The 24499-nt window shown below is 72.5% G+C and carries 25 protein-coding genes; 16 read left to right on the top strand and 9 right to left on the bottom strand.

Translation table 11 applies throughout. The annotated features are described in order from the left end of the window. Positions 1-135: 135 nt before the first annotated feature. Positions 136-1029: a formyltetrahydrofolate deformylase gene (gene purU / locus JOE35_RS14350; protein WP_209561620.1), complete on the bottom strand. Its 894-nt coding sequence runs from the start codon at positions 1027-1029 to the stop codon at positions 136-138. Positions 1030-1059: 30 nt separating this feature from the next. After that, positions 1060-1467, bottom strand: a complete 408-nt coding sequence (locus tag JOE35_RS14345; RefSeq protein WP_209561619.1) for a DUF1304 domain-containing protein — start codon at positions 1465-1467, stop codon at positions 1060-1062. Between the two features lie 205 nt (positions 1468-1672). Between JOE35_RS14345 and JOE35_RS14340 the strand changes: the two genes are divergently transcribed. The 8 genes from JOE35_RS14340 (at position 1673) to JOE35_RS15725 (ending at position 8777) form a co-directional block, all read left to right on the top strand. Continuing rightward, a complete protein-coding gene (locus tag JOE35_RS14340) occupies positions 1673-2704 on the top strand; it encodes a LacI family DNA-binding transcriptional regulator (protein WP_209561618.1) in 1032 nt (343 codons plus the stop codon). A 2-nt stretch (positions 2705-2706) separates the two neighbouring features. Next, positions 2707-4230, top strand: a complete 1524-nt coding sequence (locus JOE35_RS14335) for a sugar ABC transporter ATP-binding protein (RefSeq protein ID WP_209561617.1) — start codon at positions 2707-2709, stop codon at positions 4228-4230. A gap of 62 nt (positions 4231-4292) precedes the next feature. Further along, positions 4293-5264, top strand: coding sequence for an ABC transporter permease (locus JOE35_RS14330; protein ID WP_146903122.1), 972 nt, complete (start codon positions 4293-4295; stop codon positions 5262-5264). Between the two features lie 72 nt (positions 5265-5336). Then, positions 5337-6284 (top strand): substrate-binding domain-containing protein, encoded by a 948-nt coding sequence (locus tag JOE35_RS14325; protein WP_209561616.1) that lies wholly within the window; start codon positions 5337-5339, stop codon positions 6282-6284. Continuing rightward, complete coding sequence (locus tag JOE35_RS14320) at positions 6284-7339, top strand: ribokinase (RefSeq protein ID WP_209561615.1); 1056 nt, start codon at positions 6284-6286, stop codon at positions 7337-7339. The genes JOE35_RS14325 and JOE35_RS14320 overlap by 1 nt, the downstream gene beginning before the upstream one ends. Further along, complete coding sequence (gene rbsD / locus JOE35_RS14315; protein ID WP_209561614.1) at positions 7336-7719, top strand: D-ribose pyranase; 384 nt, start codon at positions 7336-7338, stop codon at positions 7717-7719. The genes JOE35_RS14320 and rbsD overlap by 4 nt, the downstream gene beginning before the upstream one ends. A gap of 240 nt (positions 7720-7959) precedes the next feature. After that, entirely contained in the window at positions 7960-8430 is a 471-nt protein-coding gene (locus JOE35_RS14310; protein WP_209561613.1) for a prevent-host-death protein, read from the top strand. Between the two features lie 194 nt (positions 8431-8624). Continuing rightward, positions 8625-8777, top strand: coding sequence for a hypothetical protein (locus JOE35_RS15725; RefSeq protein ID WP_245186125.1), 153 nt, complete (start codon positions 8625-8627; stop codon positions 8775-8777). Positions 8778-8789: 12 nt separating this feature from the next. On the opposite strand, the gene JOE35_RS14300 is transcribed toward JOE35_RS15725, so the two are convergent. Next, positions 8790-10037 carry an AI-2E family transporter gene (locus JOE35_RS14300; RefSeq protein WP_209561611.1) on the bottom strand — a complete coding sequence of 416 codons (1248 nt, stop codon included), beginning with the start codon at positions 10035-10037 and terminating at the stop codon, positions 8790-8792. Positions 10038-10248: 211 nt separating this feature from the next. On the opposite strand from JOE35_RS14300, the gene JOE35_RS14295 reads away from it, so the two are divergent. The 7 genes from JOE35_RS14295 (at position 10249) to JOE35_RS14265 (ending at position 19253) form a co-directional block, all read left to right on the top strand. Beyond that, positions 10249-11355, top strand: a complete 1107-nt coding sequence (locus JOE35_RS14295; protein ID WP_307803102.1) for a LacI family DNA-binding transcriptional regulator — start codon at positions 10249-10251, stop codon at positions 11353-11355. A gap of 218 nt (positions 11356-11573) precedes the next feature. Further along, positions 11574-12785 (top strand): hypothetical protein, encoded by a 1212-nt coding sequence (locus JOE35_RS14290; protein ID WP_209561609.1) that lies wholly within the window; start codon positions 11574-11576, stop codon positions 12783-12785. A gap of 68 nt (positions 12786-12853) precedes the next feature. After that, on the top strand, positions 12854-14143 hold the full coding sequence (locus tag JOE35_RS14285; protein ID WP_307803101.1) for a sugar ABC transporter substrate-binding protein: 1290 nt from the start codon (positions 12854-12856) through the stop codon (positions 14141-14143). Positions 14144-14148: 5 nt separating this feature from the next. Beyond that, positions 14149-15123, top strand: coding sequence for a carbohydrate ABC transporter permease (locus JOE35_RS14280; protein ID WP_209561608.1), 975 nt, complete (start codon positions 14149-14151; stop codon positions 15121-15123). Between the two features lies 1 nt (position 15124). Then, entirely contained in the window at positions 15125-15958 is an 834-nt protein-coding gene (locus JOE35_RS14275) for a carbohydrate ABC transporter permease (RefSeq protein WP_123547795.1), read from the top strand. Positions 15959-16028: 70 nt separating this feature from the next. Then, positions 16029-17042 carry a glycosidase gene (locus JOE35_RS14270; RefSeq protein WP_209562101.1) on the top strand — a complete coding sequence of 338 codons (1014 nt, stop codon included), beginning with the start codon at positions 16029-16031 and terminating at the stop codon, positions 17040-17042. 123 nt (positions 17043-17165) lie between these two features. Continuing rightward, positions 17166-19253: a hypothetical protein gene (locus tag JOE35_RS14265; RefSeq protein ID WP_209561607.1), complete on the top strand. Its 2088-nt coding sequence runs from the start codon at positions 17166-17168 to the stop codon at positions 19251-19253. A 177-nt stretch (positions 19254-19430) separates the two neighbouring features. Here the strand turns inward: JOE35_RS14265 and JOE35_RS14260 are convergent, their stop codons facing one another. Further along, positions 19431-20108: an NADPH-dependent F420 reductase gene (locus JOE35_RS14260; protein ID WP_209561606.1), complete on the bottom strand. Its 678-nt coding sequence runs from the start codon at positions 20106-20108 to the stop codon at positions 19431-19433. 116 nt (positions 20109-20224) lie between these two features. Here JOE35_RS14260 and JOE35_RS14255 point away from each other — a divergent pair, with 116 nt between their 5' ends. Continuing rightward, positions 20225-20929 carry an HAD family hydrolase gene (locus tag JOE35_RS14255; RefSeq protein ID WP_209561605.1) on the top strand — a complete coding sequence of 235 codons (705 nt, stop codon included), beginning with the start codon at positions 20225-20227 and terminating at the stop codon, positions 20927-20929. A gap of 16 nt (positions 20930-20945) precedes the next feature. Here the strand turns inward: JOE35_RS14255 and JOE35_RS14250 are convergent, their stop codons facing one another. From JOE35_RS14250 to JOE35_RS14230, 5 genes are all read right to left on the bottom strand, one after another. Beyond that, positions 20946-21188 carry a hypothetical protein gene (locus JOE35_RS14250; protein ID WP_209561604.1) on the bottom strand — a complete coding sequence of 81 codons (243 nt, stop codon included), beginning with the start codon at positions 21186-21188 and terminating at the stop codon, positions 20946-20948. Between the two features lie 308 nt (positions 21189-21496). Continuing rightward, positions 21497-21937 (bottom strand): OsmC family peroxiredoxin, encoded by a 441-nt coding sequence (locus JOE35_RS14245; protein ID WP_209561603.1) that lies wholly within the window; start codon positions 21935-21937, stop codon positions 21497-21499. Positions 21938-21997: 60 nt separating this feature from the next. After that, positions 21998-22444: a MarR family winged helix-turn-helix transcriptional regulator gene (locus tag JOE35_RS14240; protein ID WP_209561602.1), complete on the bottom strand. Its 447-nt coding sequence runs from the start codon at positions 22442-22444 to the stop codon at positions 21998-22000. A 102-nt stretch (positions 22445-22546) separates the two neighbouring features. After that, entirely contained in the window at positions 22547-23248 is a 702-nt protein-coding gene (locus tag JOE35_RS14235) for a hypothetical protein (protein WP_209561601.1), read from the bottom strand. Continuing rightward, a complete protein-coding gene (locus tag JOE35_RS14230) occupies positions 23245-24393 on the bottom strand; it encodes a hypothetical protein (RefSeq protein ID WP_209561600.1) in 1149 nt (382 codons plus the stop codon). Before JOE35_RS14230 ends, JOE35_RS14235 begins: the two co-directional genes overlap by 4 nt. Positions 24394-24499 lie beyond the last annotated feature (106 nt).

The following is a 24499-nucleotide window of genomic DNA, read 5'->3' as shown; positions in this document are numbered from 1 at the left end:
CGCGCCAGGTGCGTGGCGCCTCCTTGCACCCCGGAGTGGACGATGCACCCCGTCGTGTCGGGGCGCATCGTCCACTGCAGGGTGTTCGGCCGGAGACGGGGCGGGGACGGGGCGGAGGCGGGGCCGGGCGGCGGCTCAGCGGAAGACGATGGTGCGGGCGCCGTCGAGCAGCACCCGGTTCTCGGCGAACCAGCGGACCGCCTGGGTGAGCGTGCGGCTCTCCTCGTCCTGGCCGATCGCCATCAGCTCCGGCGCGCTGCGGGTGTGGTCGACCCGGACGACGTTCTGCTCGATGATCGGCCCCTCGTCGAGGTCGCTCGTGACGAAGTGCGCCGTCGCCCCGATCAGCTTCACGCCGCGTGCGTGCGCCTGTCGGTAGGGGTTCGCGCCCTTGAACCCGGGCAGGAACGAGTGGTGGATGTTGATCGCCCGCCCCTCCAGCGCCGCACACAGCTCGGGGCTGAGGATCTGCATGTAGCGGGCGAGCACCACCAGCTCGATGTCGTACCGGTCGACGACCTGCAGTACACGGGCCTCGAAGGCGGCCTTGCTCTCGGCGTCCGAGACGGCGTGGTGCTCGAAGCGGGTGCCGTAGAACTCCGCGAGCTCGCCGAGGTCGGGGTGGTTGGCCAGCACGAGCGGGATCTCGACCGGCAGCTGGCCGGCGCGCTGGCGGAACAGCAGGTCGTTCAGGCAGTGCGCCGCCTTGCTCGCGAGCACGAGCGTGCGGATCGGCCGGCCGACGACGTCGAGCTCGTGCTGCATCCCGTAGCGCTCGACGACGGGGGCGAGCCGGGCCTCGAACGCAGCGCGCTCGCCGGGCGCCTCGACCTGCAGCCGCATGAAGAAGGTGCCGGTGTCGTGGCTCGAGAACTGGGCCGACTCGGTGATGTTGCCCCCCGCCTCCACCACCGCTCCGCTGATCGCGTGCACGATGCCGGGGGCGTCGTCGCAGACGAGCGTCAGGGTCCAGTGGGTCGTCGGCGCGGCGGGGGCGGCAGCCGAGGAGGCGGTGGTCGGGTCGGTCACCAGCCCAGGGTAGTGCGCGGGTCGGGTCGGCTACGCGACGGCCGACACCAGGAGCGCGAGCAGCGCGACGAGCGGGAACAGCCCCTGAGTCGCGGCGGCGCGCGCCTTGCTGCGGTCGGTGACGACGAGCACGAGGGCGGCGGCGAGCATCGACCCCGTGCCGGCGAGGAGGAGGGCGAGGCCGGCGGGGGAGGCCTCGGGGGCCGGGCCGACGCCTCCTGCGATCACCAGCACGACGCCGACGATCGTCACGATCGCGAGGAACAGGTTGTAGAAGCCCTGGTTCAGGGCGAGCGGCTTCGTGTGCTCGGCCTGGGCGTCGCTCGTGATGCCGAAGGTGGCGCGCACGCGCGGGGTCGTCCAGAGCACGGACTCCATCACGAAGATGTACACGTGCAGCAGGGCCGCGAGGGAGGCGGCGACGAGGGCGACGATCATGTGCCGACTCTAGGCCCGCGGGTGCGCTGGCCGGGAGGCGAGTGGGCGGCGGCGACGCGACGGGCGCAGTTGACAGTCGGGGCGGTCGCGGCTACCGTCATGGAATCGGTTCCATGGAATCGGTTCCATGGAATCGATTCCATGGACCAGTGCCACCACCGCAGGGCTACCTGCCGCACCACCCGAGCTCACGACGGAGTAGCTGATGACCGCTGTCACGATCAAGGACGTCGCCCAGCGCGCCGGGGTCTCCCCGGCGACGGTGTCGCGGGTCCTGTCGGGCAACCCGGCCACGTCGGCCGAGTCGCGGCAGCAGGTCGAGCAGGCGGTCCGCGAGCTCGACTTCCGCCCCAACGCCCAGGCCAGGGCGCTGCGCTCGACGAGGTCCGACACCGTCGGGCTGCTCGTCTCCGACGTCCGCAACCCGTTCTTCGCCGACCTCGCGCACACGATCGAGCAGGGCCTGCTCGAGCTCGGCTACGTGACGCTGCTCGGCAACGCCAACGAGAACCGCGAGCAGCAGGACCGCTACCTCGACACGCTCATCTCGCGCCGCGTCGACGGCGTGATCGTGGCCCCGCAGGGCGGCGACTCCGCGAGCATCGACGCGCTGCTGACTCGCGACGTGCCCACCGTCTTCGTCGACCGCACCATCCCTGGCGTCGACGTGCCGAGCGTCACCACCGACAGCGGCCCCGGCATCCGGGCGGCCGTGCGGCACCTCGCCGAGCTCGGCCACGTGCGCGTCGGCTACATCGCCGGCCCGCAGAGCGTCTCGACCGGCCGCGAGCGGCTCGAGTCGTGGACGAGCGCGGTGGCCGAGAGCGGCCTCAGCGACGACGCGGCCCTCGTGCACCTCGGCGACTTCCAGAGCGCCAGCGGCTCGGAGGGCGTGCACGCGCTCTTCAGCCTCGACGAGCCGCCGACCGCGATCCTCGCCGCGGACAGCCTGATGGCCGTCGGCGCGATCGCGATGTTGCACCGCCTCGACCTCCGCATCGGCGAGGACGTCGCCGTCGTCGCCTTCGACGACGTCGAGTGGTTCTCGCTGCTGGACCCGGCCCTCACCGTCATCGCGCACAGCGTCGACGAGATGGGGCGCCGCGCCGTCGAGCTGCTGCAGGAGGTCATCGCGGGACGGCGTCCCGACTCGGTGACGCTGCCGAGCGAGCTCGTCGTCCGCGCCTCCTCGTCCTCTCCCGTCCCCACCCCGTCCCGACCACTCGGCAGGAACTGACCATGACCACCTCGATCAGCGACGATCGTCCCCTCCTCACCCTCGACCGCGTGAGCAAGTCGTTCGGGCCCGTCCGGGTCATCGACGACGTCACGGTGCACGTGCGCGCCGGTCAGGTGCAGGTGCTGCTCGGCGAGAACGGCGCAGGCAAGTCGACCCTCATCAAGATGATGTCGGGCGTCTACCAGCCCGACGGCGGCCGCGTGCTCGTCGACGGCGATCCCGTCTCGCTGCCCGGCGCCCTCGCGGCCGAGAAGCTCGGCATCGCCACCATCCACCAGGAGCTCAACCTCGTGCCGTCGCTCAGCGTCGCCGAGAACGTGATGATGGGCCGGTTCCCGACCCGCTTCGGCATGGTCGACCGACGCGAGCTGAAGCGTCGGGCGCGCGCCGCGCTCGAGCTGATCGGGCTCGACGTCGACGTCGACACGAAGGTCGCCGAGCTCGGCATCGCGCGACAGCAGCTGGTCGAGATCGCGAAGGCGCTGAGCATCGACGCGCGCATCCTCATCCTGGACGAGCCGACGGCGGCGCTCACCCGGCACGAGACCGAGCAGCTCTTCGCCGTCGTCGCGCAGCTGCGGGCCCGCGGCGTCGGCATGCTCTTCATCAGCCACCACCTCGACGAGATCGCGGAGATCGGCGACACGGTCGCGGTGCTGCGCGACGGACGGTTCGTCGCCGAGGTGCCCGCGTCGACGCCCGAGCCCGAGCTCGTGCGCCTGATGGTCGGCCGCGACATCGACCAGCAGTACCCCCGGGGACCCGGCGCCGAGAACGGCGCGGGCGACGTGCTCGTCGTCTCGGGCCTGACCGGCGATCGGTTCCGGGACGTGTCGTTCACGGTCAGGGCGGGGGAGGTGCTGGGCATCGCCGGTCTTGTCGGCGCGGGCCGCACCGAGGTCGTCCGCGCGATCGCCGGCGTCGACCGGTACTCGTCAGGCACGGTGAGCGTCCGAGGTCGGGCTCTGAGGAAGGGCGACGTCGCCGGCGCGATCGCCGCGGGCATCGGGCACGTCCCGGAGGACAGGAAGGGCCAGGGCCTCGTGCTCGGCGCCTCCGTCAACGACAACCTCGGGTACGCGACCCTCGCCTCCAGCGCCAGGGGCGGACTCGTCGACTTCACGGGACAGCGCGAGCGTGCCCAGGCGGTCGCCGCCCGGCTGCGCATCCGGATGCGCGACATCGACCAGCCGATCGGCGCCCTCTCGGGCGGCAACCAGCAGAAGGCCGTCTTCGGCCGGTGGATCATCGCCGGCTCGACGGTGCTGCTGCTCGACGAGCCGACCCGCGGCGTCGACGTCGGCGCCAAGGTCGAGATCTACGAGCTGATCAACACCATCACGGCGGCAGGCGGAGCCGTCGTCATGGTCAGCAGCGAGCTGCCCGAGGTGATGGGCATGAGCGACCGGATCATCGTCATGCGCGACGGCGTCGTGGCCGGCGAGCTCGCCGCGGCCGACGCCACCCAGGACGCGCTGATGACGCTCGCCGCCCGCGACGTCCCGGACTCCGACGCCGCCTGACGCGCCCGCGCGCCGCTTCCCCACCACGACCCGACGAACCAGACCCGAGCAGGAAGACACCCATGACCACCACCACCGTGAAGGCGCAGCGACGCTCCTTCGACATCAAGGCGTTCCTCGCCGCCAACGGCGCCCTCGTCGGGCTCGTCGTGCTCTGCCTCGCCCTCTTCATCGCGACGCCCGACTTCCTGACCGGCCGCAACCTCCTCAACATCGGCATCCAGGTGTCGACCGTCGCGGTGCTCGCGTTCGGCATGACCTTCGTCATCGTCGCGGGCGGCATCGACCTCTCGGTCGGTTCGGTCGCCGCCCTGTCGGCGATGGTGTCGAGCTGGACCTTCGCGACGGCGGGCCTGCCCGGCGGGCTCGCCCTCGTCGTCGGCCTCGCCACCGGTCTCGTGGCCGGTCTCGTCAACGGCTTCGCCAGCGCCTACGGCAAGCTGCCCTCGTTCATCGCGACGCTGGCGATGCTCAGCGTCGCCCGCGGCCTGACGCTCGTCGTCAGCGACGGCCGCCCGATCTCGACGCCCGCCGCGGTGTCGTTCCTCGGCGGCAACGTCGGGCCCGTGCCCGTGCCGGTCATCGTGCTGGTCGTGGCGGCCGCGATCGCGTCGTTCATCCTCAACCGCACCGTCATCGGCCGGACCATGTACGCGGTCGGCGGCAACGCGGAGGCGGCCCGCCTGTCGGGCCTGCCCGTCAAGCGGATCGTCGTCACCGTCTTCGGCCTGGCGGGCCTGTTCGCCGCGCTGGCCGGCCTGCTGCTCGCCGGCCGCCTCGACTCCGCCCAGCCCCAGGCCGCGGCGGGCTACGAGCTCGACGCGATCGCCGCCGTCGTCATCGGCGGGGCCAGCCTCGCCGGCGGGGTCGGCCGCATCTCGGGCACCGTCATCGGCGCCCTCGTGCTCGTCGTGATCCGCAACGGGCTGAACCTGCTCAACGTCACGTCGTTCTGGCAGCAGGTCGTCATCGGCCTCGTCATCGCGCTCGCCGTGGGCGTCGACGTGCTGCGCCGCAAGACGCGCAGCGCGTGACGCCCACTTCCCCTGAACCCCACTTCCCCTGAACCCCACCCGCACCACCAGAACCCCACCGAAGGACACACGATGAAGTCTTCCTCGTTCCGCAAGGCCGCCACCGTCGCCGCCGTCGTCGCAGTGGTCGTCACCGGCACCGCCGGCTGCAACCGCACCCCCGCAGGGGAGGCAGAGCGCCCCACGGTCGTCCTGTCGCTGTCGACGCTCAACAACCCGTTCTTCGTCGAGCTGCGCGACGGCGCGCAGGCCGAGGCCGACGAGAAGGGCGTCGACCTGCAGGTCGTCGACGCGCAGAACGACTCGGCGACGCAGAGCAACCAGCTGGCCACCGCGGCGTCGAACGCCGACGCCGTCATCCTCAACGCGGTCGACAGCGACGCTGCCGGCCCCGCCGCCTCGCAGCTCAACGACGCCGGCGTGCCCATCGTCGCGGTCGACCGTGCGGTCAACGGCGCCGACGTGGCGTCGTTCGTCGCGAGCGACAACGTCGCCGGCGGCGAGCAGGCCGCCAAGGCGCTGGCCGAGGCGATCGGCGAGCAGGGCGAGGTCATCGTGCTGCAGGGCGTCGCCGGCACCTCCGCCAGCCGCGACCGCGGCGAGGGCTTCACGAAGGGCATCGCCGAGTTCCCCGGCATCACCGTCGTCGCGCAGCAGACCGCCAACTTCGACCGCGCCACCGCGCTCGACGTCACGACCAACCTGCTGCAGGCGCACCCCGACGCGGTCGGCGTCTTCGCCGAGAACGACGAGATGGGCCTCGGCGCGATCCAGGCGCTCGGCTCGCGTGCCGGCACTGACGTGAAGGTCGCCGCGTTCGACGGCACCGAGGACGGGCTGAAGGCCATCGAGGCCGGCACGATGTCGAGCACCATCGCCCAGCAGCCGGGCGAGCTCGGCGCGCTGGCCGTCGACCAGGCCGTCAAGGCGATCGACGGAGGCGAGGGCGACGACGGCCCCTCCGACCAGGCCGTCGAGGTCATCACGGTCACGAAGGAGAACGTGGGTGACTTCTCCTGATGCACGGCTCTGCTGAGGTGGCCGGCGCCGGCGTGGTCGTCGTCGGGTCGATCAACGTCGACCAGGTCGTGACCGTCGACCGCCTCCCCCTCCCCGGCGAGACGCTGATCGGCACGTCGATGACGCTGCTGCCCGGCGGCAAGGGCGCCAACCAGGCCGTCGCCGCGGCCCGTCGAGGTGCCGCCACGACCATGATCGGCGCGGTCGGCGACGACGTGCACGCGTCGGCGGCGCTGCCGCTGCTGGTCGGGAGCGGCGTGGACGTCGAACGGGTCGCGGTCACGGAGGGCCCCACCGGGCTCGCCGTGGTGAGCGTCGGCTCCGACTCCGAGAACACGATCGTCGTCGTGCCCGGCGCCAACGCGTCGGTCGACGAGGAGGCGGTGGCGCGGCACGCCGACGTCGTCTCCCGCGCTGCCGTGGTCGTGCTGCAGGGCGAGATCCCCGTCTCGGGAATCGAGCGCGCTGCACGGCTCGCCACGGGGCGCCTGGTGCTCAACCTCGCACCCGTCGTGGCGGTCTCGGCCGAGGTCGTCCGCCTCGCGGACCCGCTCGTGCTCAACGAGCACGAGGGGCGCCTGCTGCTCGAGCTCGTCGCGCCGGAGGCTGCCGAGCGCCTCGCGGGGCGGGACGCGTCGGACGACTCGACGGGCGCCTCCCCGGCTGCTGCCTCGTCGGGTGCGTCTGCTGCCTCGTCGGACTCCTCGTCTGGCGCTGACGCGGCCGTCGTCGGCGAGCTGCGTGCGCTGGGCGTCGCCTCCGTCGTGCTCACGCGCGGTGCGGCCGGCGCGCTCGTCTCGGACGCCTCCGGCTCGTGGTCGGTGCCGTCCCCGCAGGTGCGGGCCGTCGACTCGTCGGGAGCCGGCGACGCGTTCGTCGGCGCCCTGAGCGCCGCGCTCGCCGCCGGGTCGTCGCTGCTCGAGGCCGCGCAGGAGGCGGTGCGCGTCGGCGCCTACTCGGTCACGACCGCGGGCACCCAGCCCTCGTACCCGGGCGTCGACGACGAGCTGCCGTCGACGGACGAGCAGGTCACGGCGCTGGAGGTGCGGGCGTGAAGCGCGGCGGGATCCTCAACGCCCAGCTGAACGCCGCGATCAGCGGCCTCGGCCACGGCGACCTCGTGGTCGTCGCGGACTGCGGCCTGCCGCTGCCGGCCGGCGTGCCGGTGGTCGACCTCGCGGTCGTGCACGGCCTGCCGTCGTTCGCCGGGGTGCTCGACGCGCTGCTGGCCGATGCGGTCTTCGAGGCGTGCACGGCGGCGGACGAGAGCGTCGGCACTGCCGCAGGCGAGCAGATCGCGGCGCGGTTCGACGACGTCTCGCACGTCTCGCACGACGAGCTGAAGGCGCTCAGCGGGCGGGCGCGGCTGCTCGTGCGCACGGGCGAGGCGACGCCGTACGCCAACGTGGTGCTGCGCTGCGGGGTGCCGTTCTGAGCTGCGCTGAGCTGAGCTGCGCCGCGCTGCGGTGTGGTCAGGGGTGGTCGGCCAAAGCGAGAGTGATCCCGTCTCAGCGGCCCGTGGTTCCCGGGCCGGAGGGCTCGGCCCCGGCGGATCGCGCGCAAATCACGGGGACGGTGCCGGGGGTGCGCGGTGCGGGGGGCCAGGGCTCGGCTCATCACTGGTCCCGTCGTCGCCCCTCTCGACTTCAGAACGTGATCGGAATACGATGTCCGCATGAGCGTCACCTCTGCCCCCCTCGTCCCGAGTTCGCACGTCGTGCGGTCGTCGGACCTGTCCCGGCACTCGGCGGCCGTCTTCGCCGCGGCCGAGGACGGCCCCGTCGAGGTGACGCGTCGCGACGGCGAGGCCCTGCTGCTGGTCACGAAGCGCGAGGCGCTCGTGCACCGTCGTGTGCTCGAGGTCGCAGCCCAGCTCATCGCCGTCTCCCTGGACGACGACGGCTCGCTGGCCGACCGCCTGTCACGTCAGCTGCCGTGGATCAAGTTGCTGAGCCCCGCTGACCAAGAGGTCTGTGCCCGGACGATCATCGAGACGGCCAGGGGGGCGTTCGTCGTCAACGAGCCCGTTCGGATCCTGACCGAGATCACGGCGTGGATGAACACCGCGAAGGCAGTCGCGGCAGGCCGCGGGGCTGTCGACGACTGGCTGCCCGACGCGCCGGTCGTGGCCGACCCGCGCGGCTGATGGCGAAGAAGGCCGCCGGGGTCCCGAGGCCTGTCAAGACGACGGAGCACGTCCTGCGATTCGGCACCCGCTCAGCTGAGACCGGGTGGCGGGACGTCGTCGCGACCCAGAAGAACGCGGCCGTCGACGCGTGGGATCGGTTGACCACGGCGCCGTGCACATCTGATCCTCGATGCCACCAGCTCCGAGGCGAGTTGGCGACGATCGTCCGTGACGGCGTCGAGCACGACCGGTGGCAGTACGAGCTGACTGGCGGTGCGCGCATCTGGTACTACGTCGAGCAGAGGACGGTCGTCGTCATCGTCGTCATCGACGTCTTCACGGCACACCCGAACCAGACGAAGTGAAGCGCGACGGCGTCAGGCGCCCGCGGGCGGGGCGCCGTCGACGGCGAGCGGGCCCTCGCGCCGCGCCTTCCAGCGGCCCGAGGCGACGTACTTGACCATGACGTTGACCGTCGCGGCGGTGGGGACGGCGAAGAGGGCTCCGGGGATGCCGGCCACGAGCGAGCCCGCCGCCACGGCGAAGACCACGGCGAGGGGGTGCACCTTGACCGCGCCTCCCATGACGAGGGGCTGCAGCACGTGCGCCTCGAGCAGGTGCACGAGCAGCACGCCGCCGAGCATCACCAGCGCCTGGACGGGCCCGGCGACGACGAGTGCGAGCACGACGGCGAGGGCACCCGTCACGATCGCGCCGAGCACGGGGATGAACGACGCGAGGAACACGAGGATCGCGATCGGCACCGCCAGGGGCAGCCCGAGGAAGAACGCGAACAGGCCGATCCCGATGCCGTTCGCCGCGGCGACCACGACCTGCACCTTCACGAACGAGGTGAGCGTCTGCCAGCCCGCCTGGCCGGCTCCGTCGACGGCCGGACGTGCCGCCCGCGGGAAGAGGCGGACGACCCAGTGCCAGACGCCCCGACCGTCGATCAGCAGGAAGATCGTCGCGAAGAGCGTCAGCAGCCCGCCCGCGACAAGGTGCCCCGCCGCCGAGCCGATCGCCGCGACTCCGCTGAGGATCTGCTGGCTCGCGTCCTGCAGCGCCTGCCCCGCCTGGCCGACGTACTGGTCGAACTCTCCGTCCGTGAGCTTCAGCGGCGACGTCCGCAGGAACTGCCGCAGGCTGTCGTACGCCGCCATGCCCTTGTCGCTGAGGTCGCCCGCACCGGCACGCACCTGGGTCACGACGAGCACGAGCAGGCCGCCGACCACGACGACGAGCGCGAGCAGGGCGACCACGATCGCGAGCCAGTGCGGCACCCGTCGCCGGGTGAGCAGCCGGACCACCGGCTGCAGCAGCGCACAGATCAGGATCGCGATCAGCAGGGGCACCACGATCTCCTCGAGGCGCGAGATCACCCAGCCGAGCACCGCGAGGCACGCCGCGACGACCAGCAGACGCCAGCCCCAGGCGCCGGCCACGAGCATGCCCGGCGGGACCGCGCCGGGTGCGAGGGCGCGGCCGGGGGAGCCGGCAAGCGCCTCCTCGGCTGCGGTCGTCGTGAGGACACGAGGAGGCGCGCCGGGCTCGCCGGGAGCGGCCCAGGTCGTCGAGGTGGTCGGGTCGGTCGTCGCGCTGCGGCGGCGCCAGGGGAGGTCCATGGTCGGAGTCTCCGGTCGGTCGGCTATCAGTGGGCTGTGACTCTGCCGATCCGGGCGTGGACGTGCGCTGTGCGGCCGAGCGAGGAGGCGAGCGTGCTGCCGAGCGAGGTGGGCGCGACGGGGCTGCCGTAGCATCGACGGGTCCCGACGGATGTCGAGGACGCGAGCGACAGGCCGACCGACGGCGAGGCCGACGACGAGGAGGCGCGACGTGACGGACAGGGTCACCATCGTCGAGGTCGCCGCCAGGGCAGGTGTCGCGATCAGCTCCGTCTCCAGCGCGCTCAACGACCGCCCCGGCGTCTCGGAGCAGACGCGCGCGCGGATCAAGCAGGCCGCCTCCGACCTCGGGTTCGTCCCCAGCGTCCGAGGGCGCTCGCTCAGCGCGAAGCGGGCCTTCAGCGTCGGGCTCGTCGTGCACCGCGACCCGTTCGTGCTCGAGTCCGACCCGTTCTTCGGCAGCTTCATCGGCGGTCTCGAGTCGGTGCTCGACCCGCGCGGCTACGCGCTCATCCTGCAGATGGGCTCGGCCGCCGACGAGACCCTCGACCGCTACCGGCGTCTCGCGGCCGGTCGTCGGGTGGACGGGGTGTTCCTCAACGAGCTCGTCGTCGACGACCCGCGCGTCGCCCTCGTGCAGCAGCTCGGGCTGCCGGCGGTCGGGGTCAACCCCGCCCCCGGGTTCCCGTTGCCCGCGGTGCACCAGGACGTCTCGGCGGGCGTCCACGAGCTCGTCGCCCACCTCGTGTCGCTCGGGCACCGACGGTTCGCGCACGTCGCGGGGCCGGCGCGCTTCGTCCACGCGGTGCACCGGGTCGAGGCCTGGAGCGAGGCGCTCGTCGCCGCGGGATGCGACCCCGGTGTGCTCGTCGAGGCGGACTTCACGTACGAGGGCGGACGGCGTGCCGCGGCGGAGCTGCTGGGCGGCGGCGCTGCTCGCGACGTGGGCGCCGGCGACGGCGCTGCCGGCCGCCGCGACCGGCCGACTGCCGTGTTCTGCGCCAACGACCTCGCCGCGATCGGGTTCATGGCGGAGGCGGACGCCCGCGGCGTGCGCGTGCCCGAGGACATCAGCGTCGCCGGGTTCGACGGCATCGAGCTCGGCACCTACGTGCGACCGGCGCTCACCACGCTGACGACGGCGCCGCGCCTGCTCGGGGCGGAGGCCGCGCGGCTGCTGCTCGCCGCCGTCGAGGGCCCCGACGCAGTGCCCGCGGCCTCGCCCGGTGCCGGCTCCGCGGTGCCCGCTGTCGCGCAGGCGGACATCGAGCCGGCGCGCCTCCTGGTCCGCGCCTCCACCGGTCCCGCCCCGCGCTGACGCCGTCTCGCCGCCGCCGCTCCGCGGAGCTGCTCGCCGAACCTCGTTCCGTTCAAAGAACCTCGAAGCAACGCGGTTCTTTGAACGGAACGAGGTTCTCCAGCCCGCGCGGTTCGTGAAGGGGCGGGGTTACGCTCCGCGCGGCTCCGTGCTAGCTTCACTTTTACCGAAACGTTTCGGTAGATGTAGACAGCCACCCGACGACGAAGTTGGTGCCCATGGACCCCGCGACGACCACCGCCGCCCGCGACCTCGCCCGAGCCGCCGCCGTGCCAGCAGGCAGCGCGGACCGCGACGCGACCGGGGCGACCGCCCTTGAGGCGCACCTCGTCCCGTTGACGCGCGACCGCCTCCGGCAGGTGCTCGACGACGCGCTCGCGCACCGCAACGCACTCACGAGCGCGCTCGCCCAGCTCACCTTCTCGGGCGAGGCGGCGTACGGTGCTGACCGCCCCGACTGGGCCGTCGGCCCCTTCGCCGCCGACCCTGCCCTGACGTTCACCCTCGACCAGCAGTGGGACGACCCCGACGGCATCGGCTGGACCAGCTCGTCGCTCTACAACCCGACGATGATCGAGCACGAGGGCGTCCTGCACCTCTTCTACCGCGCCTCGCCCGTCAAGGAGAGCCTCGGCAGCCGCATCGGCCACGCCACCCGCACACTGGCCGACTCCGGCACCGACACCGGCGCCGCCTGGGTCGACGACCCGGCGAACCCGGTCGTCCGCCCGACCCGTGACCTCGAGCTGCTCGGCACCGAGGACCCGAAGGTCTACCGTGCCGAGGGCCGCTTCTGGTTGTTCTACAACGGCATCTGGCCGATCACCGAGGAGGCGCGGGCCGCGTTCCCGAGCGCCGGCTACCCCGTCGAGGCGGTCGGCTGCGACATGATGCTCGCCGTCAGCGACGACCTCGTCACCTGGGAGCGCCTCGGCCCGATCGCCGACCCCGAGCAGACGCGCCTGTGGGCGAAGGGCGCCGTCATCCCGCGCGACGAGCACGGCGACGCCGTCCGCGTCGGGGGCGAGTACCTGATGTTCGTCAGCGAGGGCTTCGACGGGGTGCTGCACGTCGGCCGGTCGGACGACATGCGCACCTGGCGCTTCGAGCCGACCCCGTACCTCGACCTGTCGAGCGTCGGCGGGCACCTGCACGAGGTCGCCGCCGCGATCGTCACCGGCGACGGGCGTCTCGTGCTCGACGTGTTCCACGACGACGCCGAGGGCCGCTTCGCCGCGAGCCAGGCGCTCTACGACGTCGAGCGCCCGTTCGAGCAGCTCGCCCTGACGCCCGGCGGCTCGCTCTGCTGGGGCGGCCTCGGCCGGGTCGACGGCCGCTGGACCTTCACTCAGGGCTGGGACGCGCCTCCTGGCCGCCGCGACCTGTACGTCTACCGCGAGGCGTCGACGACCGACGCCCCCACCACCTGACCCGCACGACACCCTCACCCGCACGACCCCTGCACCGCAGCGCACCACCCGAACCCAAGGAGAACACCGTGCAACGACGCACAGCACTCATCGGAGCCACCGTCCTGCTCGCCGGCCTCGGCCTGACCGCCTGCTCGGGCGGCGGGGGAGGCGGCGGAGGCGACGCCCTCACCGCGAAGGGCCCCATCACCATCTGGTACTCGAACAACGAGTCCGAGGTCGAGTGGGGCAAGGCCACGGTCGCGTCCTGGAACGCCGACCACCCCGACGAGCAGGTCAAGGGCCAGGAGATCCCGGCCGGCAAGTCGAGCGAAGAAGTGATCGGCGCCGCCATCACGGCAGGCAACGCGCCCTGCCTCGTCTACAACACGGCCCCGAGCGCTGTCGGCCAGTTCCAGAAGCAGGGCGGCCTCGTCGACCTGTCGAGCTTCGACGACGGCGCGAAGTACATCGAGGACCGCAGCGGCGACCTCGCCGAGCAGTACCAGGACGCCGACGGCAAGTACTACCAGCTGCCCTGGAAGTCGAACCCCGTGATGATCTTCTACAACAAGGACCTCTTCACCAAGGCCGGGCTCGACGCCGAGAACCCCGAGCTGTCGACCTACGACGACTTCCTCGCGACGAGCAAGACGCTCGTCGACGCCGGCGTCTCCGACTACGCGATCCACCCCGCGCCGACCAGCGAGTTCTTCCAGTCGCAGTTCGACTTCATGCCGCTCTACGCGGCCGAGACCGGCGGCACGGGCCTCGTCGAGGACGGCAAGGCCACCTTCGCCGACGGGGCCGGCGAGGACGTCGCCGGCTTCTGGCGCGACCTCTACGACCAGGGCCTGGCCGGCCAGGAGCAGTACACGGGCGACAGCTTCGCCGACGGCGAGGCCGCGATGTCGATCGTCGGGCCGTGGGCCGTCAACGTGTACGAGGACGTCAACTGGGGCGCCGTTCCGGTGCCGACGAAGGACGGCACCAGCCCGGAGGACACCTACACGTTCAGCGACGCCAAGAACGTCGGCATGTACACGGCGTGCGAGAACCAGGGCACGGCGTGGGAGTTCCTGAAGTACTCGACCAGCGAGGACTCCGACCGCGCCCTGCTCGAGACCACGGGCCAGATGCCGATCCGCACCGACCTCGCCTCGACCTACTCCGACTACTTCGACGCCAACCCGTCGTACGCGCTCTTCGGCGACCAGGCTGCCCGCACCATCGAGGTGCCGGCTGGCCCGAACACCGTGGCCGAGCTGCAGGCGTTCCGTGACGCGTGGTCAAAGAGCGTGATCTTCGGCGAGGGCGACGTCGGATCGTCGCTGAAGGACGCGGCCGACAAGGTCGACGAGCTCGCGGCCCAGGGCTGAGACCCGTGTCCTCCCTCCGTGCCGGGGCGACCGCCCCGGTCACCGGCAGCCGACCCGAGGAGGCGCCCCCCGCCTCCTCGGGTCGGAAGGCCCGCGGGCGAGGCTCGCTGCTGGGCAAGAACCCGCTCGGCCTGCTCCTCAGCGCGCCGTACCTGATATTCGTGCTCGCGGTCTTCGCGTACCCGCTGGTGTACGCGGTCTACATCGCGTTCCACGACTACTTCTTCACGGCGCCGGGCGCAGTCGTCGACCGGCCCTTCGTCGGGCTGGCGAACTTCGTCACGGCGTTCACCGACCCGGCCGTCCTCCGGTCGTTCGGCAACGTCGGGATCTTCCTGGTCATCAACGTGCCGCTCACGGTCGTGCTGAGCATGGTGCTGGCGTCGGCGCTCGACAAGGTGTCGCACTTCAAGGGCTTCCTCCGCGTCGCCTTCTACGTGCCGTACCTCGCGGCCAGCGTCGCCGTCGTGGCCGTCTGGCTGTTCCTCTTCAACGGGAGCGGCCTGGTCAACCAGGTGCTGGGGCCGCTGGCGCCGTCGCCGTCGTGGCTGATCAACTCGGCCTGGGCGATGCCCTCGATCGCGCTGTTCGTCACGTGGAAGCAGCTCGGGTTCTACATCCTGCTGTACCTCGCGGCGCTGCAGAACGTGCCGAAGGAGCTCTACGAGGCGGCGTCGAGCGACGGTGCAGGGCCGATCCGCTCGTTCTTCACCGTCACCGTGCCCGGGGTGCGCCCCGCGACCGTGCTGGTGCTGCTCGTGTCGACGGTGACCGGGGCGAACCTGTTCACCGAGCCGTACCTGCTCACCGGCGGAGGCGGCCCGAACGGCGCCTCCACCTCGCCCGTGCTGCTGATGTACCAGAAGGGCATCGAGCAGGGGAACCCCGACCAGGCGGCCGCGATCGGCGTCGTGCTCGTCGTGCTCGTGCTGATCATCGCGCTGCTGCAGAACCGGTTCGCCGGCGGCAAGGAGGACTGAGATGTCCAGGACCCAGACCACGCTGCGAGGCGTCGTGCTCGCGCTCGGGGCGCTCGCGTTCCTCTTCCCGTTCTACTACATGGTGATCGGCTCGTTGCAGGCCCGGCCCGACCCGACCGTCGCGGGCGCGTTCCCGCACCCGTCGAACCTCACCCTCGAGAACTACGCCGCGATCGACAGCCGCATCGGGCTGCTCACGGGGCTCGTCAACTCGGGCATCTTCACCGCAGGGGTGCTGATCTGCACCGTCGTGTTCGGGGTGCTCGTCGGCTACGCGCTCGCCGTGCTGCAGTGGCGGGGACGCGGGGTGACCTTCGCGCTCGCGCTGCTCGTGCAGGTGGTGCCGTTCCAGCTGCTGGTCATCCCGCTGTACGTGCTCATCGCGCGGAACTACGGGCTGAGCGACAACTACCTCGGCATGATCCTGCCGTTCGCCATCAACTCGACGGCGGTGATCATCTTCAGGCAGTACTTCCTGCAGCTGCCCCGCGAGCTGTTCGAGGCGGCACGGATCGACGGCACCGGCGAGTTCCGGCTGCTGTGGAACATCGCCCTGCCGCTCGTCCGCCCCGCGCTCGTCACGGCCCTGCTGCTGACGTTCATCGGGCCGTGGAACGAGTTCCTCTGGCCGTTCCTGATCACCAAGGAGGCGTCGATGCAGCCGCTCGCCGTCTCGCTGGCGAACTACATCTCGAACGTCGCCGCCACCGCCGCCAACCCCTTCGGCGCGACCCTGGCCGGAGCCGTCGTGCTCGCCGCCCCCGTCGTGCTGCTGTTCATCGTGTTCCAGCGCTACTTCATCTCGACCGACGTCGGCTCGAGCGTGAAGGGCTGACAGGAGATCCCCCGTGACCGACACCGCACCTCCTCCGTTCCCCTACCGCCTGACGCGCCTCGGCGTCGTCATGGTGCCCGACCCCGACGAGCCGCTCGAGGCCGAGGGCGTGCTCAACCCCGGCTCGGGCCGCGGGCCCGACGGCGAGCTGTACCTGCTGCCGCGGCTCGTCGCCGCCGGCAACGTCTCGCGCGTCGGCCTCGCCCGCGTGCTCGTCGACGACGGCGTGCCCGTCGGCGTCGAGCGCCAGGGCGTCGTCCTCGCCCCCGACCGCGGCTGGGAGCGCGGCGCCACGCACTCGGGCGTCGAGGACCCGCGCGTCACCTGGGTCGACGAGCTCGGCCTGCACGTGATGACCTACGTCGCGTACGGCCCGCTCGGCCCCCGCACGGCCGTCGCCGTCAGCGACGACCTGCGCGAGTGGCGCCGCCTCGGGCCCGTGACCTTCGACTACGTCGACGAGCTCGACACCGACCTCGGCCTGTTCCACAACAAGGACACGACGTTCTTCCCGTCGCCGGTCACCGCGCCCGACGGCGTGCGGAGCTTCGCCGTGCTGCACCGGCCGATGTGGCACATCGGCGCCACCGTGCCGGGCGAGGGCAGCCCGCTGCCGGCCGGCGTGACCGACGGCCGACACTCGATCTGGATCAGCTACGTGCCCGTCGACGCGGTCGCGGCCGACGAGCGTGCCCTGGCCCGCTGGGGGCAGCACCGCCCCGTGGCCGGGCCGGAGTTCCCTTTCGAGGAGCTCAAGATCGGCGGCGGCCCGCCCCCGCGCCGCGTGCCGGAGGGCTGGCTGCTGCTGCACCACGGCGTCACGGGCGTCATCGACGACGTGTTCGCCCAGCAGCAGAACGTCAACTACGCCGCGGGCGGCATGATCCTCGACGCGGACGACCCGTCCCGCGTCGTGACCCGCTCGGCCGTGCCCCTGCTCGAGGCCGAGACCGCCGACGAGCGCGACGGCATCGTGCCGAACGTGGTGTTCCCCACCGCGATCGAGGAGGTGGACGGGGTGCCGTTCGTCTTCTACGGCATGGCCGACTCGAAGATCGGCGTCGCCCGGCTCGACCGCGCCTGACGCACACGCTTGCGCTTGCGCCTGCGGGCGAGTTGCCCCGAAACGTCACCTGAAACGAGTCGACCCGACATCCCGGGGCAACTCGACGACCATGCACGACGAGACAGAAGGAGGCGGTCGACGATGACCGCACGCACCTCACGATGGGCCGGGCTCGCCCTGGCCGCCACGACCGCGATCGCGCTGGGGGTGACGGGGGCGCTGCCGGCGTCCGCCGCGCCTCCTGCGGCACCTGCGGCACCTGCGCCGGCTGCGCCGAGCGCTGCCGCGCCGACGGCCGCCGCGGCGCCCGCGCCGCTGACGAACCTCGCGCACCTCGACTTCCTCCTCGACCAGACGACGCCCGCGGCCGAGGAGGGGCACACGTCGTACCGCCTCGACAGCGAGCCGACGCTGACCCTGCCGTGGACCTACGCCGACGCCCGTGACGGCGGCACGTTCGCCCGCGTGGGCGGCGGTCCGCTCGACACCGCGACGGGCTACTGGGGGCAGGGCGCATACAACTCGGACGACGTGTCGCGGGCCGCGGTCGTCTACCTGCGCGACTGGCAGCAGACCGGCGCTGAGGCGAGCCGCGACAAGGCGTACGAGCTGCTGCGCGCGACGGCGTACTTCCAGACCACGACCGGCCCCGCCTCGGGCAACGTCGTGCTGTGGATGCAGCCGGACGGCACGTTCAACCGCAGCCCCGTCCCGGTCGAGCTGCCCGACCCCTCCGACAGCGGCAACAGCTACTGGCTCGCCCGCAGCATCTGGGCGTTCGGCGAGGGCTACGCGGCGTTCCGCGACGAGGACCCGGAGTTCGCCGCGTTCCTGCAGCAGCGCCTCCAGCTCGGCGTGACCGCGCTGCAGCGCGACACGCTCTCGCGCTACGGGCAGTACGACGTCGCCGACGGCACGAAGGTGCCCGCGTGGCTGATCGTCGACGGCGCCGACGCCACGGCCGAGGCCGTGCTCGGCCTCAGCTCGTACGTGGCCGTCGCCCCCGACGACGCGGTCGTGCGCACCGCGACGACTCAGCTCGCCGAGGGCGTGGCACGCATGGCGTCGGGCGACCCGCAGACCTGGCCCTACGGCGCCGTGCTGCCGTGGACGAACTCGCGCTCGATGTGGCACTCGTGGGCGTCGCAGATGCCCGCGGCCCTGGCTCGCGCGTCGACTGTGCTGGGGCGCAGCGACCTGCTGGCTCCTGCGGTCGTCGACACCGCCTCCTTCACGACGACCCTGCTGACCGCCAGCGGGCCGGACAACGCGTGGTACCCGACTCCCGTCGACCAGACGCAGATCGCCTACGGCGCCGACTCGCGCCTGCAGTCGGCGCTCGCCGTGGCGGACGCCTCGGGCGGGGCGGGCTTCCGGCAGGTGGCCGCCGTCGCGGCCAGCTGGTACTTCGGCACGAACCGCTCGGGCAAGCCGGTCTACGACCCGGCGACCGGCGTGACGAACGACGGGGTGCAGGCCGACGGCTCGGTCAACCGCAACAGCGGGGCCGAGAGCACGATCCACGGCCTGCTGTCGATGATCGCGCTGGACGGGGCCCCCGACGTGTCGGCGCTGGCACAGGCGTCGACCGCGGTCGCGTCACGCGACGGGCTGACGACGATCGAGGCCGAGGGCGCGTCGCCCACGACCGGCACCGTCGTCACCCCCGACTCGGCGTGGACGGGCGAGTCGCAGTACAGCGGCGGCGCCGCGCTGACGCTGCAGCCGGGACAGAGCGCCACGATCCCGGTGCCTGCCGGGTCGGGGCTCCGCCACGTGGAGCCGGTGCTGCTCGGTGCCGAGGGAGTCGTGTCGACCTCGACCTGGAAGGCCGGACGGGTGCCGCTCGGCACGCTGACGACACGCGTCGGCGCGCAGGGCGTGACCGCCGCCTCCGGGGCGCTGCTGCCGCAGACGCTGCCGATCCCGGTCGGGCCGGGTGCCACGTCCGTGACGGTGACGGCACGCGGGTCGCAGCCGGTGACGGTGGACGCGCTGATCGTACGGCCGCTCGTGCAGCGCCTCGCGCTGACCGGGGCCGGCGGACGGGCGACCGAGCTCGTCTCGTCGACCTCGAAGCTGCCGCTGCCCACCACGGTCGGCGTGCGCGGGGCGCGGTCGACCGTCGCGAGCTACGACTCGCGCGGGGCGCTCGTGTCGCAGCGGACGGTGTCGGGCCAGTCGGTGGTGCTGGTGCGCGGCGGCGGGTTCGTCGCCGTCACGCGCTAGCGGGGTCGCACGTCCCCGACCCGCACGCGCTGGATGCACGAAGAACCGCGTTCCGCACCATGAACCGCGTTTTATCGCGGTTGATGGTTCGGAACGCGGTTCGTGGCGTCCTGTCACACACGCATGAGGCGGTGCACCTGCAGGAGGTGCGGGGCGCCTCCTGCAGGTGAGCTGCGGCTACGCCTCGTCGGCGTGCGGCGCCGGCTCGTTCGTCGCCGTCGCGCGCGTGGCCTTGGCCAGGTTCTCGACGAGCTCGGAGCGGGTCTGCGACACGACGTAGGCGGGCTGGTCGCGCTCGACGCGCCAGCTGTCGCTCAGCGGGCCGACGTTCACGGTGTCGAAGCCGATCTCGTCGTAGAGGCGCTGCATGAGCTCGGCGGCCTCCTCGAAGTCGCTCGACGTGGCGAGCGCACGGCGGCCCTCGGTGCCAGCGGGCTTGCCGTCGGTGGTGATGTCCTTCGCCATGATGTGGTTGAAGCCCTTGGCGACCTTGCTCTCGGGCAGGTGGCGCTGCAGCATGCCCGACACCGTGTCGAGGCCGTTGTCGAGGGCGGCGATGTGGCCGTCGCGCTCGAAGTAGTAGTTGTTGGTGTCGATGACGACCTTGCCGGCGAGGGGGGCGACCGGCACCTGCTCGTAGTTCTTCAGCGGGACCGTGACGACGACGACCTCGCCAGCCTCCGCCGCCTCCTCGGACGTCGCGGCACGCGCCTTGTCACCCAGGTCGGCGATCAGGTCGGTCAGGGTCTCCGGCCCGCGCGAGTTGCTGATCACGACGTCGTGGCCGTGCTCGATGAGCGCCCTGGCGACCTGGCTGCCGATGTTGCCTGCTCCGATGATTCCGTACGTAGTCATGTCATCAGCCAACGCCCGCGAGGCGGTCAGGTGTTCCCGCTCCCAGGAGGCTCGGAGGCAGCGCCCAGCCGGGGGAGGGGCGGTCGGTGCAGTCACTGCAGGGACAGGGTGGAGGCATGACCGACGCGACCCACGCCTCCTCGACCGACGCCCCGACCACCGCCGTCCTCTTCGACATCGACGGGACGCTGGTCGACTCGAACTACGCCCACGTCGACGCCTGGTCGAAGGCGTTCACCGACATCGGGCACCCGGTCGACAGCTGGCGGATCCACGAGGCGATCGGCGAGGACTCCACGCTGCTGCTCGCGAGCCTGCTGGGCGACGAGATCGCGGAGGCGCGGGGCGACGAGGCGAAGGAGCGCCACTCCGCGCACTACCTGCCCCACGGCGACACCGACCTGCACGTGTTCGTCCGGGTGACCGAGCTGCTCGACGAGCTCACGCGCCGCGGCCACCGGGTCGTGCTCGCGACCAGCGCCCCCGAGGAGGAGCTGGCCGTGCTGCGCGACCTGCTCGACGTCGAGGGCGCGCTGTGGGCCGTGACCTCGTCCGAGGACGCCGAGACGGCGAAGCCGGACCCCGGCATCGTGCAGGGGGCTCTCGAGAAGGCCGGTGTCGACGCCGCCCACGCGGTGATGGTCGGAGACGCGGTCTGGGACGTGGAGGCGGCCGGTCGTGCCGGGGTCACCTGCGTCGGCGTCCGCTCGGGCGGGACGTCGCGCGCGTCGCTGACCGAGGCCGGCGCGGTCGAGGTGTGGGACGACGTGGCGGCGCTGCTCGACGGGCTCGACGAGAGCGTCGTCGGACGGCTGCGCTGAGCCGAGGACGGACGGGTCAGCGTCGGCCTAGCCGTGCGGCGAGTCGCGCCCACGCGCTGCGGCCGCGGACCGGGCACGGGACCGACCGGGTGCGCGGCTCCTGACGCGGCACGAACGTCGACGACGAGCAGGCCGTGCAGGTGAGCACCCACGGGTGCACGCTCAGTCCGGAGCCGTAGTACGGGTTGTCGACGAGTCGCGCCGGGCCGTGGCAGTCGGGGCAGGTGGGGGTCGCCGTGGGGCGCGTCTCGTCGTGCATCGTCGGGGCCTTCCGTGGAGGGAGCGCCCGGTCGTCCGTGCCCGAGCGTTGCGTCGTCGTCTCGGGTTCGGAGTGCCGCCTCCTCGTGACTGGCCCCGGCCTGGCCCCAGATCGGGGCTGCGCTGCGGCAGCACCCGGGCCCGTGCCAGGCCTGATCCGTCACGAGACGGATCAGGTACGCGACGGATCAGGTACGTGACGGATCAGCCACACGACGGGGCCCGCCCCCCGGCCGACCACGGTGATCCGTGTGCGGTCGCGGGGAGCGGGCCTGGTCGCTCGTACCGGCTGACGCCGGCGGGTGCTGCCTAGCCCTCGAACGTCGCGTCGAGCGTGATCTCGACGCCGGTCAGCGCCTTGCTCACGGGACAGGTCTCCTTGGCGTCCTTGGCGGCAGCCTGGAACTGCGCCTCGTCGATGCCCGAGACCTCGCCGCGCACGGTGAGGGCGATGCCGGTGAGCTTGAAGCCGCCGGCCGAGTCCGGGCCGAGCGAGACGTCGGCCTTGACGTCGAGCGCCTCGACCGTGCCGCCGGCCTGGCCGAGGACGGCGCTGAACTGCATGGCGTAGCAGGCGGAGTGGGCGGCCGCGAGCAGCTCTTCAGGGCTGGTCGAGCCGTTGGCGTCGTCGGCGGCGCGCTTCGGGAACGAGACGTCGTAGGTGCCGAGCTTCGAGCTCGAGAGCTCGACCTGGCCCTCGCCGGTCTCGAGGCTGCCGTTCCATGCGGTGCGGGAGGTGCGAGTGGGCATCGTGTCCTTCTTTCGTGTGGGGATGGGGGAGTCGGTGGAGTAGCGGGGGCTGCGGGCGGTCTAGGAGGCGGCGCGGACGCTGTCGCCCAGCTCGCCGACCTGGGCCGTGAGGGCCGCGATCGCCGCGGGGTCGAGGCCGGTCGCCGCACAGATGCTCGCGGGGATGCCGGCGGCCGAGGCCCGGAGCGCCTCGCCGTCGGCGGTGAGCTCGACGCGGACGCTGCGCTCGTCGTCGGGCACTCGCGTGCGGGTGACGAGCCCCTGCGCCTCGAGTCGCCGCAGCAGGGGGGACAGCGTGCCCGAGTCGAGGTGGAGGCGCTCGCCGAGTCCCGAGACGCCGGTCGGCCCCTGCTCCCACAGCACCAGCATCACGAGGTACTGCGGGTAGGTGATGCCGAGCGGCTCGAGCAGCTCGCGGTAGCGGGTGGTCAGCGCCCGCGACGCGGCGTAGAGCGCGAAGCAGATCTGCTCGTCGAGCAGGGGGGTGGTCGGGGCGGCCGCGGTCATGAGCTCGACGTTAGCACATTGCGCGCAACTTAGTTGTGGGCAATCAATCCGATGGCAGGCGCCTCCGGGGCCCCGCGTCGGTCATCGAGTTGCCCCGATCTTTCACTTCGACGGGGGGGAGGCAGCATCCCGGGGCAACTCGATGCCTGCGGGGTGCGCCGCGGCGGGGTGTGCTTCGGCGAGGTCGAGCGCGACGGCGGTGCGGCCCAGGGCCTCGAGGCTCACGACCGTCGTGAACGGCAGGCTGACGGCCGAGAGCAGGGCGCCGGCAAAACTGAGGCCCGGGAACCCCTCCACGATGGTGATCGCGATGACGCCGACGAGGCCGACCGCGAACGCGGCGGCCATGCCGAGGCCGATCGTGAGCATCCCGACGTGCCCGAGCCGCTGCTTCCGGGCCGAGGCGAGGAGGCGCGGGGCCAGGGTCGCGGAAAGCTCCGGCGCGCCCTCGCTCGAGTAGTCGACGACGAGCCGGTCGTCCCGCCACGACACCGGCGCCAGCGACCGACGCTCACGTCGCAGCCAGAGGCCGACGGCCACCGGGACGACGAAGGCGACGGCCATCGAGGCGAAGCTGAGCGCCGCGACCGCCCTGACCGCGCCCGACCAGCCGAGCGGGTCGACGCCCGAGAGGAGGCGGTCGATCCCCAGGGCGGCCGCCGAGCCGACGACGAGCGCCGCCGCAGCGAGCACGAGACTTCGACGCGGCGTGAGGAGCTGCCCGACGCCGGTCCGCCATTCGTCCCAGCCGCGGCGGCCTAGGTCCCGACGAGTGGGGAACGGCTCCGTGCGCAGCCCGGTCACGGGTGCTCGCCGACTGCAGGGCGGGTCGGTGCGGCGGGATCAGCGGGGCCAGCGGGCACGAGCAGGTTCGCCCGCGCGGCTGCCCATCGGCGCACGCGACGGATGCGGACGAGGAACACGGGGACGAACGCGATCATCCCGATCGCCATCACGACGACCAGGACGCGGGCGAAGGTCGAGAAGCCGTCGTCGTCGCCGAGGGCCTGGACCAGCTGCTGGCTGACGAGGCCGGCGAAGAGGAGCTCCGTCTGTGCGAACTGCACGGGCAGCGTCACGGCGCTCAGCGAGGCCCACTGCGCGGACAGCCGCTCCTCGTCGGGGCTCAGGTCGACGGCGCGACGGCTCAGCACAGCGCGTCCGATCCGCCGTGCCCTGTCCTGGTCGCGTCCGAGCAGGGCGACGAACTGGCGCTGCATCCTCAGCGAGATGACGACGCAGGCCACGGAGGCGGCGATGAAAGCGAGGCCGGCCGCGACGAGCAGGAAGGTGGTGTCGTCGTCGTCCGTCGGCACGAACGACAGGCCCACCGCGACCGGCACGAAAGTCAGTGCGAACGTGAGCGCCACCGTCCGGCCGGCGCGCCGGATCTCGGCCGGAGCCACGCTGCTCCAGGTCGACGGGCCGTCCAGTTCGCCAGCTCGTCGGCGGGCGCGCTCGCCGAGGGCGGGACCCGCCACGAGTGCGACGACCATGAGGACGGCACCGATCGCGATCAAGGAGGCGACGAGCCAGACAGGCGACCCCGTCGCCGTCGCGGATCCCACCACCAGGCCGGCTCCGACCACCTGGGCGCCGAGGACCGACCAGAGGAACCTGCGGTGTCGCCGCTGTCCGTCGTCCGTGGTCGACAGGTCCCACGCGGCGAGCACGGCGCCGAGCACGAGGGGCGGCACGGCGAGGAGGAGGAGGCCGAGGCACGCGACGAGGAGGGAGCCGATGCCGTCGCCCCGCCCCAGGACGACCAGCAGGACGGTGCCGCCGATCTGGACGCCCGTCGTGACGAGCACGGCGAGCACGAAGGCGACGACGCCCACGTGGTCGGGGCGCGGGCCGTGAGGCTCGGTGCGGAGGGTCTGCTCCGCCGTCACACCGGCAGGCGTGGGTGCGGGCGGGGCGGACGCGGGGCGGTGGTCGTCGTCGGTCACGGTCCTAGTGTGGACGGCCCGCGTTCGGGGGGCACGGCGGCCGCCGGGTGGGTGCGGGTGAGCTGCGGGCGAGGTGCGCGCGTCGTGTCGCATCAGGTCGCGAGCG

Source organism: Frigoribacterium sp. PvP032 (assembly GCF_017833035.1).
In the GTDB taxonomy this organism is placed as follows: domain Bacteria; phylum Actinomycetota; class Actinomycetes; order Actinomycetales; family Microbacteriaceae; genus Frigoribacterium.
This window is presented reverse-complemented; position numbering and strand designations above follow the sequence as displayed.